The organism is Maridesulfovibrio spiralis (SeqCode) (assembly GCF_048571135.1).
Classification (GTDB): domain Bacteria; phylum Desulfobacterota; class Desulfovibrionia; order Desulfovibrionales; family Desulfovibrionaceae; genus Maridesulfovibrio; species Maridesulfovibrio spiralis.
Window position 1 is genome coordinate 2,038,701 of record NZ_CP182344.1, and the last position, 17,088, is coordinate 2,055,788.

Annotated in this window: 16 protein-coding genes; 9 read left to right on the plus strand and 7 right to left on the minus strand. The window is 48.6% G+C overall.

Going from position 1 to position 17,088, the window contains the following annotated elements; translation table 11 throughout:
* The first annotated feature begins 46 nt into the window (after positions 1-46).
* From ACNI29_RS09135 to ACNI29_RS09150, 4 genes are all read left to right on the plus strand, one after another.
* Positions 47-628, plus strand: coding sequence for a hypothetical protein (locus tag ACNI29_RS09135; protein ID WP_419781899.1), 582 nt, complete (start codon positions 47-49; stop codon positions 626-628).
* 235 nt (positions 629-863) lie between these two features.
* On the plus strand, positions 864-1,868 hold the full coding sequence (locus ACNI29_RS09140) for a DMT family transporter (RefSeq protein WP_419781900.1): 1,005 nt from the start codon (positions 864-866) through the stop codon (positions 1,866-1,868).
* Positions 1,869-1,880: 12 nt separating this feature from the next.
* The gene (locus ACNI29_RS09145) at positions 1,881-2,156 is read left to right on the plus strand and encodes a hypothetical protein (RefSeq protein WP_419781901.1); all 276 of its coding nucleotides are present in this window, start codon (positions 1,881-1,883) and stop codon (positions 2,154-2,156) included.
* Positions 2,157-2,307: 151 nt separating this feature from the next.
* Positions 2,308-3,777, plus strand: a complete 1,470-nt coding sequence (locus ACNI29_RS09150) for a sigma 54-interacting transcriptional regulator (RefSeq protein ID WP_419781902.1) — start codon at positions 2,308-2,310, stop codon at positions 3,775-3,777.
* A 235-nt stretch (positions 3,778-4,012) separates the two neighbouring features.
* On the opposite strand, the gene ACNI29_RS09155 is transcribed toward ACNI29_RS09150, so the two are convergent.
* Positions 4,013-4,303, minus strand: a complete 291-nt coding sequence (locus tag ACNI29_RS09155) for a hypothetical protein (protein ID WP_419781903.1) — start codon at positions 4,301-4,303, stop codon at positions 4,013-4,015.
* A gap of 72 nt (positions 4,304-4,375) precedes the next feature.
* Here ACNI29_RS09155 and ACNI29_RS09160 point away from each other — a divergent pair, with 72 nt between their 5' ends.
* Positions 4,376-5,320: a DMT family transporter gene (locus ACNI29_RS09160; RefSeq protein WP_419781904.1), complete on the plus strand. Its 945-nt coding sequence runs from the start codon at positions 4,376-4,378 to the stop codon at positions 5,318-5,320.
* The gene (locus ACNI29_RS09165; RefSeq protein ID WP_419781905.1) at positions 5,313-6,176 is read left to right on the plus strand and encodes a YitT family protein; all 864 of its coding nucleotides are present in this window, start codon (positions 5,313-5,315) and stop codon (positions 6,174-6,176) included. Before ACNI29_RS09160 ends, ACNI29_RS09165 begins: the two co-directional genes overlap by 8 nt.
* A 107-nt stretch (positions 6,177-6,283) precedes the next feature.
* Here ACNI29_RS09165 and ACNI29_RS09170 read toward each other — a convergent pair whose 3' ends face one another.
* The 4 genes from ACNI29_RS09170 to ACNI29_RS09185 all read right to left on the minus strand — a co-directional run bounded on the left by ACNI29_RS09170 (position 6,284) and on the right by ACNI29_RS09185 (position 10,787).
* Complete coding sequence (locus ACNI29_RS09170; protein WP_419781906.1) at positions 6,284-7,603, minus strand: TRAP transporter large permease; 1,320 nt, start codon at positions 7,601-7,603, stop codon at positions 6,284-6,286.
* Positions 7,604-7,612: 9 nt separating this feature from the next.
* The gene (locus ACNI29_RS09175) at positions 7,613-8,230 is read right to left on the minus strand and encodes a TRAP transporter small permease subunit (RefSeq protein ID WP_419781907.1); all 618 of its coding nucleotides are present in this window, start codon (positions 8,228-8,230) and stop codon (positions 7,613-7,615) included.
* Between the two features lie 81 nt (positions 8,231-8,311).
* Entirely contained in the window at positions 8,312-9,430 is a 1,119-nt protein-coding gene (locus ACNI29_RS09180; RefSeq protein ID WP_419781908.1) for a TRAP transporter substrate-binding protein, read from the minus strand.
* 520 nt (positions 9,431-9,950) lie between these two features.
* A complete protein-coding gene (locus ACNI29_RS09185) occupies positions 9,951-10,787 on the minus strand; it encodes an amidohydrolase family protein (protein ID WP_419781909.1) in 837 nt (278 codons plus the stop codon).
* A 291-nt stretch (positions 10,788-11,078) separates the two neighbouring features.
* Here ACNI29_RS09185 and ACNI29_RS09190 point away from each other — a divergent pair, with 291 nt between their 5' ends.
* Complete coding sequence (locus ACNI29_RS09190; protein WP_419781910.1) at positions 11,079-11,804, plus strand: sulfite exporter TauE/SafE family protein; 726 nt, start codon at positions 11,079-11,081, stop codon at positions 11,802-11,804.
* Positions 11,805-11,822: 18 nt separating this feature from the next.
* The gene (locus tag ACNI29_RS09195) at positions 11,823-13,262 is read left to right on the plus strand and encodes a sigma-54 interaction domain-containing protein (RefSeq protein ID WP_419781911.1); all 1,440 of its coding nucleotides are present in this window, start codon (positions 11,823-11,825) and stop codon (positions 13,260-13,262) included.
* Positions 13,263-13,320: 58 nt separating this feature from the next.
* On the opposite strand, the gene ACNI29_RS09200 is transcribed toward ACNI29_RS09195, so the two are convergent.
* Positions 13,321-14,076 carry an HNH endonuclease gene (locus ACNI29_RS09200; RefSeq protein WP_419781912.1) on the minus strand — a complete coding sequence of 252 codons (756 nt, stop codon included), beginning with the start codon at positions 14,074-14,076 and terminating at the stop codon, positions 13,321-13,323.
* A gap of 275 nt (positions 14,077-14,351) precedes the next feature.
* On the opposite strand from ACNI29_RS09200, the gene ACNI29_RS09205 reads away from it, so the two are divergent.
* Entirely contained in the window at positions 14,352-15,533 is a 1,182-nt protein-coding gene (locus ACNI29_RS09205) for a mechanosensitive ion channel family protein (protein WP_419781913.1), read from the plus strand.
* 384 nt (positions 15,534-15,917) lie between these two features.
* On the opposite strand, the gene hpsH is transcribed toward ACNI29_RS09205, so the two are convergent.
* Positions 15,918-16,850: a (2S)-3-sulfopropanediol dehydratase activating enzyme gene (gene hpsH / locus ACNI29_RS09210; protein ID WP_419781914.1), complete on the minus strand. Its 933-nt coding sequence runs from the start codon at positions 16,848-16,850 to the stop codon at positions 15,918-15,920.
* Between the last annotated feature and the right edge of the window lie 238 nt (positions 16,851-17,088).

Genomic DNA, 17,088 nt, shown 5'->3' on the forward strand with positions numbered 1-17,088 from the left:
CGGAATTACCCTTGTTAAATATAAATATTATTTAGGAGAAAATAAAATGGCAGATAAAAAAGTAATCCTCGTGGCTTGTGGTTCCGCAGCAGTAGACGCAGACGGCGCAGCGCTCAAAAAATTCATGAAAAAGACTGCAACTGTAGCTTCTTTCGAAAACGCTGATGTTGTTGCAGCAGCTTCTGCAATCGAAGGTGCTGCTGTTGTTGCTCCCGAAGGCATTGCAAAAGTATTCGAAGAAGACGGTGCTTACGCTGTTGTTGATCTCGGTGATGTAGACGGTGCTGCTCTCGAAGCTGCTATCGCTGAAATCTCCGGCGCTGCTGACCGCCGCACCATGATTGTTCTCGCTGCCAACGAAGGTCTCTACTTCGCAGGTCTCGGTGTGAACAAGAAGGCAGGTAAAGTTGAGCGTTCCGCAACTGCTGCCGATATCATCGCAACCATCTGCTACGTTGCAGACCTGCTCGTTCCCGCAGACTGCACCGGTGGTGTTCTCTACCAGATCCTGAAAGACCCCAACATGAAAATCAAAGAAGTAACTAAGCTCAAAGAAGCTCTCGCACGTATGGAAGTTGCTCTCCAGCGTGACAACCGCGAGCCTTGGGACAAGCACGACTGCGCATAGTCGTCAGCTGTATGTCTGAAGACCTCCATTAAGGCGTTCAAGTGGAGGAGGATGGAAGCCATGTGCTCAAGCGATCTCTTTGGTTACATCCTTTCCCTTACGTCTTGAGCTGGTTTATTTAGACAAAATACCTGTTTTTACAGGTAAATTCGGGGCCGGAGAGATTCGGCCCTTTTCCTAATTATATTGCTGCCGTGTACCGGGGGTGTGGTTACACGGGAATGAGGGGTAAATTATGAGTTCTGTAAACTCTGCAACTCTTGACGGCCTGAAGCTTAAGCAGGACCTCGGATTTGCTAAAAAAGGTCTTGTCTGGGCTTTGATCTCAGGTATTACCTGGGGGTTTGACGGGGTTATTCTGGCAATGGCGTTCGGTATTGCCGCTTTTGCCGATGACAGCCTATGGCTGCTGGCTCCGCTGACTGTTGCCGGTCTACATGACAGTTTTTCCGCGTTCTGGCTTCTGGTTTACAATATTTTTACCGGTCGAATGAAAGAACTGGGCCGTACTCTTCGCAGCAAGTCTGCGAGACTGGTTATGCTCGGCGCCATCTTTGGTGGCCCCGTGGCTATGTCCTGCTACTTTCTGGGAGCTAAATTTGCCGGAGCGGCTTATGTTATGCCCATTACTGCTCTTTACCCGGCTGTAGCTTCTGTCTTCGCGTCCATTTTTCTTAAAGAGCGCATCTGCAAACGTGCATGGGTCGGTTTGGTTATGTGTATCGTCGGTGGTATTGTCATCGGTTACACCCCGCCCGAAGGTGCTGTAGGATCTGAATTTTACCTCGGGATTATGCTTGCTCTGGTTGCAACTTTCGGCTGGGGGGTCGAAGGCGTATTGGCAACTTCCAGTATGGACTTTCTTGACCCTGCTGTTGCATTGAATGTGCGCCAGCTTACTTCAACAATTATTTTTATGACTGTGGTCCTGCCGCTTGCCGGTGGCTGGGATCTGATAGTGCCAGCCCTGACCAGTGAAGTTGACTGGGTTTTTCCGGTTGCCGCTTTTGCAGGGGCCCTGTCCTACCTCTGCTGGTATCGGGCCATGAACATGACCGGTGTAAGTCGCGCCATGGCAATCAATATCACTTATTCCCTGTGGGGCATTTTCTTTAGTGCATTGCTCACTGAGATCGAAATCACCGCATCCCTGCTCATCGGTGCAGCAATCATCACCATCGGTATGGTCATGGTTGTGGGCAACCCCAAAGACATGGTCAACCTGCGTAACGTTGACTAAGGAGAATATGATATGAATATGCAGGCCCAGAAGCCCCTTAAACTCTATATTGCCGACCTTTTCGGTAATGGTGAGCCTCTTGATGTAAAAGGTATCCATGAACTTGTCAGCGCCTACTATCCCGGCGAAAAGTATTGTTCGTTAAGCACTATTTCAGAGCATCTGAAGTCCTTGAAAGCAGTAGGTATACTTCATGAAGAAGGGTCTTACCTTGATGATGCCGGTGAACTGGTTTCCGTTTACCGTATCTCTGAATATGGACTCGATAAACTCCATAAAGCACAATAGTTACATTCGGCTGCCTTTTATAAGGGCAGCCGTTTTTTTGAGATCAATGTATTACGTGCATTGTTGTATGCTTTTTTTTCTTGCTCTAAATCATTTGAGGACATAGGTGTCGTGACACTTATGTCACATGCCTTTGCAGGAGGAGGGGAGTATGTCCAAACCCACATATGATGATCTATTTGATAAATGCCGCAGATATGAGGAGCAGATCACGTCTTTCAAGGTAACTGAGAAAGAGTTGCAGGAAAGTAAGCTTCAGCTGACCCGGCTTTTCAACAATCTTCCGGGCATGGTTTACCGCTGCAAGCTGGATGAGAACTGTGAACCTACCTTGAATTTTGTCAGTAAGGGATGCAGTGATCTTTTCGGTGTCGCCCCGGAGTTTTTTACAGATCAGGAAACCAACGTAATGGAAACATTGGCCCATCCTGACGATCTCAACTCCATGCGCATAGAACAGAATGCTGCCATCCAGAACCGACGCCCTTATAAACTCCTCTATCGCGTCTGTCTTGATTCCGACCGCCAGAAATGGATCTGGGATCAGGGAGAGTGTCTTTACGATGAGGACGGCACTCCAACTTCCCTCGAAGGGATTATGGTCGATGTCAGTGCCCAGAAGCTTCGTGAATACGAACTTTTGCAGGAGAACCAGCGTTTGCGCGGTACTTTTGAGGATCGGTTCAAGTTCGGTAGCATCATCGGTAAGAGTAACGGCATGCGTGAGGTCTTTAAGCTGATCATGAAGGCTGCCAAGCGTGACTCCAACGTAATTATTTTTGGTGAGACAGGTACAGGTAAGGACCTTGTAGCCCAGACCATTCACGAGCAGAGCGGTTCGAAGGGGGCTTATGTTCCGGTCAACTGCGGGGCCATTCCTTCCAACCTGATGGAGAGTGAATTTTTCGGGCACGTCAAAGGAGCCTTCTCCGGGGCTACTTCTGACCGGCAGGGATATCTGGCCGCTTCTGACGGTGGAACCCTGTTTCTCGATGAAGTAGGTGAGATTGATCTGGCTTTGCAGGTCAAGTTACTGCGCGCTCTTGAGAGCCGGCTTTATACTCCGGTCGGTGGCACTGAACCCCGCTCTTCAAATTTCAGGTTGATTGCGGCGACCAACCGCGATCTGAGCGAACTTGTCCGTCAGGGGTTGATGCGCTCTGATTTTTTCTTCCGTCTTCATGTTTTGCCTATCCACGTTCCGCCTCTTCGTGAGCGGATTGAGGATTTACCTCTGCTTATGAATGAGTTCGTCTCCCGATATCTGGGGCGCACTGATTCTCTGCCGCGAATTCCCGGTAAGATTCGCGCAGCCATGGACAGCCACGATTGGCCCGGCAATGTGCGTGAGTTGCAAAACGTGCTTGAACGTTACCTGACCTTCGGAGAGATGGTTTTCAGTGATCTGGGCATCCACCCTCATGAAGGGGGAATTGATGTCGGTGAGGCCATGGGCATTGCCGAGTCCGGTGCTACTTTTACCGACTCTGTTGAAGCTTTTGAGCGTCATGTCCTTCTCAAGGCCCTTGAACGCAATCATTGGAAGAAGGGAATCACAGCTAACGAGCTTGGGCTTAATATGCGTACCATGCAGCGAAAATTGAAAAAGTACGGTTTGTAAAAAGATAAAACCATCATATCTCGCAATTTAAGGCGACAAAAGTTTCACTTGTGACTCTTTTGTCGCTTTTTTATTTTATATTGTAAAATGAGAGTGTTGTGGGTGTTTTTGCGTAAAGGGGCGACATGTATGTCGCTTTTAGTGGTGTGTGTTTCTCTCTATCTTTATAAAAAACTATAAAAAACAACATGTTAACAGTGTGGCACAACATATGCTTTTGCGCAGATTGATTGTGCTACCGGTTTTTTATCGAATAGAGGCAAGTGCCTTTAATTTCGAATAAAAAGCTCTTGGAAAGCCCGGTGACAGTTGCTGCGAGTTCTCCTGACCCCGGAGAATTAAGCTTCGGGACGCTGCAGGATTTATTAGTCTCTTTGGTTGCAGCTTCCTCCTGTTCGGCTTTCTTCACGCAATGAAAGCTGGATTCCGCCTGAAGCGCTGGCTGAATCCGGGTTTCCATGAGCTTGTCCGGTAACCGAGATATTTGAACCGACATCCTTGAAGTGCGGAAATTTTCTATCGGCATATTTCCCAACAAAGAGGTTTAGGCCTGCCCGCAACAGTGGGCGGGCCATTTATATATTTCAGGAGCTGGATTATGAAGTGGAGTGAATTTAAAAAGACTGAGAAAGCCGGATATCTGTTTATCCTTCTGGGCATTCTTAACTGGAGCGGTAACTTTGTGGCCGCGCGCGGATTGGCCGGGACTATTGATCCCGCGACCCTTAACCTTTTGCGTTGGGTGCTGGCCACACTGATTTTTCTGCCTTTCGGACTTAAAGCGTTCATGAGGGAACGTCATCTGGTTGCTCGTTACTGGAAAGAGCTTTCCGTCATCGCTCTTTGCGGTATTTCCCTTTACGACACCCTTGTGTTTATTGCCGGACAGACCTCTGAAGCTTTGAACATGTCCCTTATCTCAACGCTGTCTCCCCTGTTGACCGCGTTGATTGCCCAGTTCTTCATGAAGGAAAAGCTCAAACCGAGCATGTATGCCGGGATTGCCGTCAGCACTTGCGGAGTTGCCCTGCTGGTGACTGACGGCAGCCTCAGCTCCCTGCTGAATATGCGTTTTGCCAAGGGAGACCTGCTTATTCTGTGTACTGCCATGATGTCTGCCATTTACAATACTGTGGTAAATAAGGTGGCCGGAAAGATCAGTCAGACAACCTTGCTCATGTCCTGTTGTCTGTTTGGTACTTTGTACATAGTTCCCCTCTATCTCTGGGAGACCGGCGGACAGGTTGCCATGCCGGAGTTTACTTACAACCTCGTTTTTTCTCTGATCTATCTTTCCGTCTTCGCATCCATCCTCTGCTATCTCTTCTGGAACATGGCGGTGGAAGCAATCGGGGCATCCAAAGCAGCACTTTTTTATTACACACTGCCTCCCGCAAGTGCGGTAGTTGCATGGTTTGTAATCCACGAACCGGTAAATATGAATCAGGTCTTCAGTGGGTTGGTGATTCTTTCCGGTATCCTCTTCGGCCTTTACGGCGGTTCCCCAAGATTCATACGGCGAAGGGCGGAGAACTATGGTTAAGAAGATCAGGCAGATCAGTGATTCACTGGCTTGGAATATTTTCCTGATGGCAGTGGGGGCCTTTGTTTTCATTGTCGGATACAACGGCATCGCCGCGCATCACAACTTTGTACCCGGAGCCCTCTACGGCCTCTCCGTTGTAGTGCAGAAGATATCACCGGAATACTCGTTATCCCGGTGGTATTTCCTTTTGAACATCCCTTTGTTTATTCTGGCTTGGAAAGGAGTCAGCCGCAGGTTCTTTTTTCTGAACATGTGGACCATGGGATTGGTCACGGTGATGACTTCCTATGTTCAGATTGATCTTGGAATTCAAAACGAGATATACGCAGCCATTGCCTCTGGAGCGATTATGGGCGGCGGGTGCGGTATTATTCTTAGAACCTACGGCGGTGGCGGCGGTCTTGATGTTGTAGCGGTTATTCTTAACCAGCGTTACGGAATCAGGTTCGGCGCTTTTTATTTTGTGGTAAATGCCGTGGTCATGAGTTTTGCCCTTAGCCGCTATACCCCGGACAAGATTATTGCCTCGTTGATGATGCTCTTCATCAGTTCAGTGGTAACCGAGTATGTGCTTTCCCTTTTCAACCAGCGCAAAGCTGTTCGGGTCATTTCCCGCAAGGCGGAAATCATTGTTCATGAACTGACCCGGGAAAGGAAAATGCACGCCACTCTTATTCCCGGCAAGGGTGGTTATTCCGGCGAGCCGATTGATATGGTATATTCCATCACCGATAACCTGCGCCTGCGTTCTCTGGAGCAGGCGGTTTTCGACATCGACCCCGAAGCGATATTTGTAGTCGAAAACACCTTTAGCGTGATTGGGCAAAATATTAATAAACGCAAAGCCTATTAGAAAGATTCAGGCATTGGTCATGAAAAAGCCCCGCAAATCCGGAAGATTTGCGGGGCTTTTTATAACTTTGGAACTGATTCACTCAGCCCGGACAACGGGGATGGTGATTATTTGTTCACGACGGAAGGCAACCAGGTTACCAGCTCGGGGAACATCAGGATGAGGGCGATACCGACAACCTGACATGCGATGAACTGGAACATGCCGCGGTAGATGTCTCCCAGCTTCCAGCTCGGGATACAGCCTTTAATAAAGTAGCAGGACAGTGCGACCGGAGGTGTGAGCCAGGAGGTCTGCAGAGTTACTGCGTAGATAATTGCGAACCAGAGCGGGTTGATGCCCAGAGCCTTAACGGTAGGCATAACGATGGGCAGTACGATAAGTACGATAGGTACCCATTCCATGGCCCAGCCAAGCAGGAAGACCATAGCCATGATCATACCGATCATTGCGTACGGGGGGAGGTTCATGTTGATGAGCATGCTGGAGAGCCAGTCTGCGCCGCCGAGGCGGGAGAACACTGAACCGAAGAAGTTGGACGCAGCGATCATGACCAGAATCATGGAGGACAGCTTGATGGAAGAGTAAGATGCTTCCTTCAGCTTGCCGAAGTCGAACTTGCCGTATGCGATAACCAGCAGCAGCGAACCAAGGGCACCGCAAGCGGATGCTTCAGTGGGGGTTGCCATACCGGCGAGAATGGAACCGAGAGTAGCACCGATGAGCAGGATAAGGGGTACAACACCCTTAACGATTTCGATCAGCAGTACGGGGATGGACTCAGCACGCAGGTCTTTCGGAAGCGGCGGTCCAAGTTTGGGGTTCAGGAAGCAGCGGACCAGCACGTATACTACGTAGATACCGGAGAGCAGCATACCGGGGATAACAGCACCAGCGAACAGGTCGGTTACGGGAACACCGATGATCGGGCCCATGACGACCAGCATGATACTGGGCGGAATTAGAATCCCCAGCGTACCACCTGCGGCGATGGCACCGGCCCCCATCCTCGTGTCGTAGTTACTTCGGGCCATTGCCGGAGCAGCCATAACACAGAGCAGGGTAATGGAGGAGCCGACAATACCGGTTGCGGCTGCGAAGATAGTCGCGGTAATAATAATTGCTACGTAAAGGGAACCCGGGATCGGAGCCATTAGTTTCTGGATTGACCGGAACAATCCATCCATTAGCCCCGCTCCCTCTAGTATATATCCCATTACTAGGAAGAACGGAATTGCGCCGAGAACCGGGTCGCTCATTACCTGATAGAACTGCAGGTTCATGAGATAGAAAACAAGCTTGCCCATGCCCGCGTAACCGAAGACCAGACCGATAAACATCATTGTAAAGGTGATGGGGAAACCGGTACAGAAAGCGAGGATCAAGCCGAAAAGGGACATAATCCCAAGCATTTGAGTAAATTCCATGTCGATCACCTACGCTTCGTCAAGGTTTACAGCCTGGCACTCGGACACTTCATCGTGCTCGTCGTAGGAGCCCCAGTAGGAGGCTTCATCGCGCCATGCATAGTAAGCTTTGATGGTTTCGGATACACCCTGCATGATCATCAGTGCGAGACTTACAGGGATTGCCAGCTTCATGGGCCAAATGATGGGCATCCAGGGGCTGGAGATAATAACTTCGTTGTGTTTGAAGGACTTGTAAAAGTACTTCCAGCCGATTTCGAGGAAGACGGCATGGGTCGGGAGATACAGCAGCAGATAAGTGATGAAATCCACGAGACCCTTGGTCTTGATGGACCAGCGGGAGTACAGAAAGTCGGTACGGATGTGCATGCCTTCCTTGAGGCAGTACGGTGAACCGATCATGAAGTAGATGCCGTAGCAGATGAGTGCTACGTCACCCGCCCAGATAGTCGGAGCGTTGAAAAAATATCTGGAGACGACTTCGTAGACGAGAGCGACAAGCATGGGAGCGACCAGATAAGAGGCGAGCTTGCCCCATACATCGCTGATCTTGTCGAGCGTCTTGACGATTTTATCCGCGCGCGGCGGAGGCGTCAGGTTTGTGGGCGCAGAGGTATTGGCCTGCACGATGACCTCGCTTAGACTTATGGTTATTTAAAAAGGGCCGTGGAAATTGCCGTCCACGGCCCTGTATCGGATGTATTACTACTATTTCTTGAAGTTGGTGGTAGCGCCGCTTTCCATAGCGGTTTTACCCATCTTGTAGTAGAGGCCGTTGACCTTTACAGTGTAAGGTACGGTCATGTCAGCCCAATCATTGAGGGAATCAAGGACCTGTTTGAAGAAGGGGTTTTTCTTAGCGTACTTAGCGAGAATTGTGGGTACAGCTGCACCGTATTCTGCGAAGTATTCGTCAGGAGTTTCTTCGAGAACAACGCCCTTTTCGGTAACGAGTTCTTTCAGAGCCTGAGAGTTCAGGGAAACGTTCATTACGATCTGGTCAGCAACAGTAGCCTTCATGGATACGTTGATTACTGCCTTCAGGTGCTTGGGCAGAGCTTCGTACCAGTCTTTGTTGATGTAGATGTCACCGATGGACAGAGCCTGGTGGAGACCCTGCAGGTAGTAGTGCTTCCATACGTCAGCGAGGCCGAGGAGAGCATCGTCAGCGGGAGAAATCCACTCTGCTGCATCGATAACGCCGCGCTGTGCGGAAGGAACGATTTCGGAACCGGGCATGGATACAACAGGCATTTTGATGGAGTTGAAGGTCTCTGCGGGGATTCCGGGGGGGGCCCTGAATTTCATGGTGCGGAGGTCAGCCATGTCTTTAACCTGCTTGGGGAACCAACCGAAAGGTTCGGGACCCATGGGCATAGCAAGCCATGCAACGATGTCGTAACCGAGTTCTTTCTGGTAGTACTGGTTCAGGAGCTTGTTACCGTCGCCTTCCCAAGCCCAGGAAAGGAGAGAACGCTGGTCGAGGCCTTTACCAAGTCCTGCGGTGGGAGCAGCGAAAAGGAGACCTGCGGGGTGTTTGCCGGACCAGTAGTGGGTCCAAGCCTGACCACCGTTGATGATACCTTCGGAAACAGCATCAATGATTTCGAATGCTTTAACGATAGCACCGTCAGCGTAAACATCAACTTTGATCTCACCGTTGGAGAGAGTTTCGATACGATCGCCTAGACGTTCCATGGTCTTGAAGTACATGCTGGAACTGGGAACTGCAGTCTGGAGCTTTAGTTCATACTTGGCAGCATAGGCAGCCGGGGCAGCCAACAGAGTCATCAGGACTACCGCGGCGAGAAATTTGAATTTTGTCATTGCCTCAATCCTACTTTTAAGAGTTACGGTAAAAAAGCCTTCCCCCTCATTCGAGGTCCGTCACCTCGCCCGGTAGCGCACACCGAGCGATTTAAGCTTGTTAAGCAATTGATGTGCCATGAGTGCCCGCTCTTTTCTCTTGTGCAGGTCAGGCGGTAATAGGAAGCGGCCTAATGAGCTTGCCACGTGTTCTTAACATACGAAGCCCTAGAGGTCCGAGCGCAGAAAGAAGGTGAAATAATTCACATCCGGTCAGGTTGAATCTGGATAGCGGGCGTGAACTGATTTGTAAACCTTTGTTGCAAAATGGAAACCGTAAAGGGTTGATGGTAAGGGCCACCATCAATATGTTCTTGAATTTCTGAGGGATAATGTATACTTGTTGCAGAAATGCACCGGGTTGCAAAATTGCATCTGACATCTAAGTTGTTGATATAAAATAAAAAACCCCCAAAGAGAGATCCCTTTGAGGGTAACTGCTTACAGCAGTTGCAGGTTGTGAGGTCCTTTAGCAGAACAATTAAAGTCCGAGGAGTCTGGCTGCGTTGTTGTACATGACGTTCTCGTAAACATCCTTTTCAAAAGGCAGGTTAGCGTACTTTTCGAGCTGTTCACGATAATCGATGAATGGGTGTGCGGAAGCGAACATGAGCTTGTCACCGATGATGGTGTTTGCTGCCTGAGTATATGCTTCTGCCTGGGGCCAGAGTTCGTATTCGGAAATTTCCATGTATACGTTTTTGTTGCGCTGGGTAACGATGATTGCTTCGTTTACCCAGGGGTAGCCGCCGTGGCTCATGACGATCTTCAGTTCAGGGAAATCGCGGGCTACGAAGTCGATGTAGCGGGGAGCAACGTGGTCGATAACCGCGCCGGGAACAAAGCTTGCGGTTCCGGTTGTGAAAATGATGGGAATCTCAAGTTCGCAGCATTTGGCGTATACCGGATAGTACTTGGCATCATTGGGGTAGATTTTAGCAAGGTACGGGTCAACAGCAGCACCGCGGATGGAGTCATTTTCAGTTACCGCCTCCTGCAGATCACGGATTGCGTCCATGCCTTTGTGAGGATCGATGCCCCAGTATCCAATGAATTTTTCAGGGCATTTGTTGCAGAAATCAAGTACTGCGCCGTTGCCGTTAGCCATGGATGCGTAGGTTGTTTCGCAGTCGCGTCCGGTGATTACGGCTTTGACTACATTGTTCTCGTCCAGACCTTTGATGATGTCTTCGAACGGCTCGGGTTTCTGCTTGTGAAATTCGATTGCTTCACAGAGATCCTTGAACATTGCGCTGTTGGCAATGCCGTTTATTACTTCGGGGGTATTGGGTCTGAATCTGAAGTCGATAACGTTCATTTGGTACTCCTTAAAAAATATTAATGCGAAATTATGTGATCCCCCTTGAGCAAGCATGATGCCAAGCCCGGACAATGGCAGAAAAATTGCTATAGAAATTTCGTGCAATCAATAAAACGAGGCGGCAAAGACCTGAGAATGGGTTTTTGAGATAGAGTACTGGGATTTTTTTCACAAATGCACATGAAATCGGATTTGATTGTGCCTGAAATTATGGGCCGGAGAGTAAGTGTCGGTGGACCTTACTGAAAAAAATGTACGATTTCTCGATGCGTCGCCGGAGGCATTTTTTTGGAAGACATACTTATATATGTTGTGGCGTGGTTTATCGCCGGAGTCGTTAATCATATCGCAGGCTTAGGTGCGGCTATGGTTGCCATGCCCATGGTGGTTCCGTTTATTCCCATGAATGTTGCGGTTCCCAGCTCGACCTTGATTGTACTCAGCCTGAATCTGCAATTGGGCTGGAATTTCCGGCAATACATCAGCTGGATTGACCTGCGTTATATTTTTATGGGCGGTGTTGTCGGCACTGTGGCCGGGGTTTATCTGATCAGCTCATTGCCCAATGAGACTCTGAAGATGCTCATGGCGCTTTTTTTGATCTGCTACGCCTTGTATGCCCTGTTTTTCGAGAAGGGAGGTGCGGGAGGGATTAATGCCCGCTGGGGAATGCTGGCCGGGAGTCTTTCAACATTTTTCGGTTCCGCTTTCGGTTTCAACGGACCGCCTCTCGGGGTTTATACGGCTATGTCCGGCTGGACTGCTGATGCAGCCAAGGGCACACTGGGCGCCTGTTTTATCCTCACAGGCTTTGCCATACTTTCCGGGCAGTTGGCTGCGGGGTTGCAAAATGCGCAGACTCTGGCCTATTTTCTGGCTGCATGCCCTGCCGCTCTTTTGGGCGGCTGGGTGGGTATCCGCTGTTCCCGTAATTTCAGGAAAGAAACCAGCCGTAAGGTTTTGCTGGCTTTGATACTGTTTGCGGGCAGTTCCATTCTTTATTCCTGCATGTAATTAAAGGAAGATTGCGACATGAAATACGAAGAAGCTTATCCGAAAAGAATTTCACAAAAATATAAGTATATTATTTCAAACTACTTATGTCAGGTCTTCGATACCATGAGTGACGGTCTGTACATCTCCAACAAAGACGGGGAAACACTGGCCGTTAATACCATGTATGAAAACCTGACCGGACTTGAAGCTCGCAATCTGCTGGGCAGGAATGTTAAGGATCTGGTTGATGAAGGGGTCTTTGATGTTGTCCTGAACTCAGAAGTAGTTGAGGCCAAGAAGACTGCCACCACCGTGCAGGTTACCGGGAAGGGCCGCAAGGTTGTGCTCACCGCCCATCCCATTTTCGATTATGATGAGGATGTGGAGCTTGTCGTCACCTATGTGCGCGATATTGCCTTGATCTCCCAGCTGAAGGATCAGGTGGCTGCACAAAGACAGCTCATTGATAAATACCAGCACGGTATAAATCAAAAGTCCGAGACTCTCTATCTTGCCCCCCAGAGCAAGGTCATGAAGGAACTCTTTTCACAGGTGCACAGGGTGGCCAAGACTGATGCGACCGCCCTTTATCTCGGTGAAACCGGAGTAGGTAAGGATGTTATGGCCCGCGAGATGCACGACAACAGCAAGCGGAGCAGCAATTCTTTTTTCAAAGTCGACTGCACCTGTATCCCGGAAAACCTGATCGAGTCCGAGCTTTTCGGTTACGCGCCCGGAGCCTTTTCCGGTGCGGATTCCAAGGGTAAGCTTGGGCTTTTCGAAATGGCAGACAAGGGAACCCTGTTCCTCGATGAAATCGGGGAATTGCCCCTGCCCATGCAGGGCAAGCTGCTGCGTGTGTTGCAGGATGGCGATATTCAGCGTGTCGGGGCCACCAAGTCCCGCAAGATTGATGTACGGGTCATTGCGGCTACCAACCGCAACCTTGAGGAAGAGGTCAAAAACGGTAACTTTCGAAGCGACCTGTTCTACCGTTTGCAGGTTGCGGTTATCAATATCCCGCCTTTGCGCGACCGGGGCGAGGATCTGCACGCCATCATCGGTTTCTTCCTCAAGCAGTTCAACACCCGTTATAAAAGGCGTGTCCGACTTTCAGCCTATGCAGAGGAGGTCATGCTCAACTACCGCTGGCCGGGCAATATCCGTGAGCTTGAGAACCTGATCCACAGTCTCGTTGTTACCTGTGACAACAACCTGATCCAGATTGAGAACCTGCCCACAGCCATGATTGAGAAAAGCGCGGTCGCCAAGGTTTCGAACGGCCTTGAGCTGAACATGGACGGTTATGGCGGCAAGGATCTCAAGGAAATCATGGCCGAGTTCGAAACACAGGTTCTGCTCAACGCGGTCAAGATTCACGGTTCCATCCCCAAAGCAGCCAAGGCCTTGAACGTCAACCGGACCACTGTTTTCAGGAAATTGAAGAAGGCCGGGGTTGAGGTTGATGGGAAGTAATTGAATAGTTATCAGTGAATTTGAAAGGGCTTGCGAGTGATCGCAAGCCCTTTTTTTGTTATTGGTTTTTGGCAATAACAAGCTTCATTTCATCAATTGAAAATGGAGGGTTACTTGTGTGGAGCATTGCATGACAGTTAGGACAAACAGGTCTTAAGTCTTGTTTGGGATTAATTATGTACTCTTTTTTGTGTTCAGATAATGGGATTATGTGGTGTACATGGATAAAGTGTTTACCTATTTCTCCGTACATTTTTTCGAAATCAAAGTCACAAATGCTACATTTATACCCGAAGTGAGCAAGACATTCCTTACGTGCTTTGGAATTCCTTTCGTACTTGTTGACCAGAACCTGTATGGTCAAACCTTCCATATGCTGATTTATTTCACCTGCATGCCCGTTTTCTCCCTCAGTAATTTTGATCCTATCGGGTGCTTGCTCTCGTAGTTCTATTTCCCAGAATTTTCGTTCGATTTTGATCGGTTCAATAGCTAACTGCTTGCAAAATTTTGAAAACTCAGCTTCCAATTCTGGGTTAGACTTATTTGTCTGCTTAAGGATTTTGTTGATTCGGTTTGTTGTCTGCGTTCCGTTTTTTCTCAATGAAAGTTCATGCTTTTTTCGTGTATTATATTTGTATCCTATAAATCTGCTGGGACAGAAGTGTAGTTCTTTGCCCACACGAGTGCAGACAAAAATTCTACCCCGTTTCAATATCTCTGTGAAAAAAGCAGTATCATCATCACTTGAAGATTCTTTGTAGCTATAGAATTCTGCCATATTTACGGCTAATTCTTGGACTGTTTCGATCATGTATCAACCTCTTTGTATTTTAATAAGAGGTTGATAGTACATTTTAAGAGTATTTACTATTTAAATACTTTTACATCTACCCAACCTCACCCCGCATTTTAACTGCGGCCCATTTTGGGGCGTCGCCCTTTGATCCTGAAGGTACTATTCATTAAAATTAAGCCCTTTCCCAGAGAGTCCTCGATAACGGGTAAAAAAACACGTTGCTTTTATATGTGGTTCATCTTTGATAAGGTCTATTAATTTCTTTCTAAACCTTAAGGCGGGAGCTCCTCATGAAAAATGCAACTGATGCTGTTGAAGTTGAGCACTCAACAGTGTTCGACTGGTTTGAGCATCTTAAAGAGTTGGGTCTGGATATCTGGCAGAACGGGGTACCGGGATTAAGTCTGATCAGTATCGGTCAGGCTGTTGCTGTGTTTCTGTTTTTCCTGATGTTGCGGCGGTTTATCACGAAATTCACCATGAACCGTTTGCAGAATATTCTGGAAAAGCATGACACGCGCGGTGGTGCGAGTGTTCTTAAGGCCCTTGCAGAACCCATTCGTTTTATTCCGGTTGTGCTGGGGCTGTTCTTTGCGGATCAATGCCTTGACTTACCTCTTCCTGTGGAGAAATTTACAAACACTATTGTTAAGGCTCTGATATTATTTGTACTTTTCTGGGCCATTTTTAATCTTGTTTCCGTGGCGACCAAAATTTTCCGCAAACTTGAGAAGGTGCTGACTCCGTCTCTCGTTGAGTGGCTTATTAAACTGATTAAGTTTGTTGTCGTCCTGATGGGGGTGGCCAGCATCCTAGAGCTTTTCGGTATTGATATCGGACCGATTCTCACTGGTCTGGGTCTTTTCAGTGTGGCTGTTGCCTTGGGTGCAAAGGATCTTTTCCAGAATATTATTGCCGGAATTTCCATCATTGCGGAAAGCAGATTTGATGTGGGTGACTGGGTGACAGTTGACGGCAAGGTTGATGGTACTGTTGAATTTATCGGCTTCCGGTCCACCCGCATCCGCCGTTTTGATAAGGCTCCGGTATATGTCCCTAATTCAACTCTTTCAGATAATTGTCTGATCAATTTCAGCAAGATGACCCACCGTCGAATTCTTTGGACTATCGGCGTGGAATATCGCACAACTACTGCGCAGCTTAAGCTTATACAAGAGCGGGTGATGGAGTATCTTCTGGGAAATGATGATTATGCCCACCCACCTGAGGTTTCCACATTCATGCGCGTGGTTCAGTTCGGCGATTCGTCCATAGATTTCCAGCTTTATGCATTTACCAATACCACTAACTGGATGGATTGGCTGAAGATAAGAGAAGATTTGGCTTATCGCATTAAAGAAATTGTTGAGGTTGAGGCCGGAGCGGGCTTCGCTTTTCCCTCACAATCTATTTATGTGGAAACCGTCCCCGGAGTTGTTGCCGAGAATTTTGTCCGGCCTGAGGATGAGTAGTTTTCAAGATATTAAAGTATCCCTGTAGCAAACAAAACTCCCCCGCAGAAACAAATCTGCGGGGGAATTTTTATAAGCAACCAGTAGCTTAAAAAATGGCCCCGCGGTTAAACTGCGGGGCCATTTTGGTATGCCGACCTTTAAGTCTGCTGGTTATGCATTCTTAAAATAAAACCCTGCCGGGATATCCCCGGTACGGGGAACGTGAAGGGGTGTTGACCGGGGATATCCCGTGGTGCTGCAGAGTGTGAAAGAAAGACTAACCCGTATTCATGACCGGACATGGCGGCGTACCGGTCTTAAAACGGAACGGATGTGGCCAAAGATGATCAGATTGCACTCAAATCCACAAATCACTCACATCCGCCCCGTTATGTTAACGGGTTAAAATTTATTGTACTTGTCCACCAGAATCTTGATTTTGATGAATACTTCGTTATCAAGTTTTACTCCGGCATCGAGGGGGTATTCGCGGCCGAGGTTTTCATACTTGGGCTGGCCCATGCGGTGGTATTCGAGTGCTTCGTATTCGCACTTTTCGCCGGGCAGTTCGGAAATGAAATTGATGATATCCAGGATATCTTTTTCGGTGTCGTTAAAGCCGGGGATTACCGGGGTGCGGACCCTGATTTTGGTTTTGGGGAAATGTTCCCTGATTTTTTTCAGGTTCTCTATGATGGCTTCGTTGGAATGCCCGGTGAATTCCTTGTGTTTTTCGTTATCCATGGACTTGATGTCGAACATGAGGGTGTTGATGTAGGGCATGCATTCTTCAATGGTTTCCCATTTTGCAGCACCGCAGGTTTCCACAGCGGTGTTGATATGTCTGCGGCGTGCTTCACGCAGCAGGGAAAGGGCGAATTCGGGCTGTGCGAAAGGTTCGCCTCCGGAGATGGTCATGCCTCCGCCTGATCTGGCGTAGAACATTTCGTCTTCTTCAACACGCTTGAGTACTTTATCTACAGTCTGCTCTTCTCCATAGACGATGATTGCGTCATTGGGGCAGGCCTTGGCTAGGTGGAGTTCGTTTTTGGCGAGATCGTGATCAATATCTATTTTTTCATCTGCACCGAAGGTGATCGCGCCGGAGGAACAGTGGTCCACGCAGCGGGTACATTTATCGATACCCAGACACTTGTTGCGGTTGTAGGCCAATTCAGGCTTGAAAATCTGGGATTCCGGGTTGGAGCACCATGCGCAGCGCAGGGGACATCCCTTGAGGAATACGAGTGTTCTGATTCCGGGACCGTCGTGAACGGAATATTTCTGGACGCTGAAAACTATGCCGGTCTGCTTTTTATCAAGAAGAGAACTCATGTCTAATTGCCTTATTCTGCCCGAGGTTGCCTCTGCGACGGACGAAATGAAAATTTTTATAGGTATTGAAAGCTGCTAAATTAACGACGTTTTGCTGCCACACATAGCGAAGTCCGGTAAAAGTTTTTGGGATTCTTAAACTCTTTTTTTCAAAAATGGTTTAAGTCCCGGAGGGACCGCCGGTAGGCATTCTTTAAAAAAAGTCGGCGGGCTGAGGAGGATCAGCCCGCCGACAGGG

What these genes read in the sequence shown, in the direction of transcription:
- ACNI29_RS09135 (WP_419781899.1), top strand. Translation starts at nt 47, where the DNA reads ATGGCAGATAAAAAAGTAATCCTCGTGGCTTGTGGTTCCGCAGCAGTA.
- ACNI29_RS09140 (WP_419781900.1), top strand. Translation starts at nt 864, where the DNA reads ATGAGTTCTGTAAACTCTGCAACTCTTGACGGCCTGAAGCTTAAGCAG.
- ACNI29_RS09145 (WP_419781901.1), top strand. Translation starts at nt 1,881, where the DNA reads ATGAATATGCAGGCCCAGAAGCCCCTTAAACTCTATATTGCCGACCTT.
- ACNI29_RS09150 (WP_419781902.1), top strand. Translation starts at nt 2,308, where the DNA reads ATGTCCAAACCCACATATGATGATCTATTTGATAAATGCCGCAGATAT.
- ACNI29_RS09155 (WP_419781903.1), bottom strand. Translation starts at nt 4,303, where the DNA reads ATGCCGATAGAAAATTTCCGCACTTCAAGGATGTCGGTTCAAATATCT.
- ACNI29_RS09160 (WP_419781904.1), top strand. Translation starts at nt 4,376, where the DNA reads ATGAAGTGGAGTGAATTTAAAAAGACTGAGAAAGCCGGATATCTGTTT.
- ACNI29_RS09165 (WP_419781905.1), top strand. Translation starts at nt 5,313, where the DNA reads ATGGTTAAGAAGATCAGGCAGATCAGTGATTCACTGGCTTGGAATATT.
- ACNI29_RS09170 (WP_419781906.1), bottom strand. Translation starts at nt 7,603, where the DNA reads ATGGAATTTACTCAAATGCTTGGGATTATGTCCCTTTTCGGCTTGATC.
- ACNI29_RS09180 (WP_419781908.1), bottom strand. Translation starts at nt 9,430, where the DNA reads ATGACAAAATTCAAATTTCTCGCCGCGGTAGTCCTGATGACTCTGTTG.
- ACNI29_RS09185 (WP_419781909.1), bottom strand. Translation starts at nt 10,787, where the DNA reads ATGAACGTTATCGACTTCAGATTCAGACCCAATACCCCCGAAGTAATA.
- ACNI29_RS09195 (WP_419781911.1), top strand. Translation starts at nt 11,823, where the DNA reads ATGAAATACGAAGAAGCTTATCCGAAAAGAATTTCACAAAAATATAAG.
- ACNI29_RS09200 (WP_419781912.1), bottom strand. Translation starts at nt 14,076, where the DNA reads ATGATCGAAACAGTCCAAGAATTAGCCGTAAATATGGCAGAATTCTAT.
- ACNI29_RS09205 (WP_419781913.1), top strand. Translation starts at nt 14,352, where the DNA reads ATGAAAAATGCAACTGATGCTGTTGAAGTTGAGCACTCAACAGTGTTC.
- hpsH (WP_419781914.1), bottom strand. Translation starts at nt 16,850, where the DNA reads ATGAGTTCTCTTCTTGATAAAAAGCAGACCGGCATAGTTTTCAGCGTC.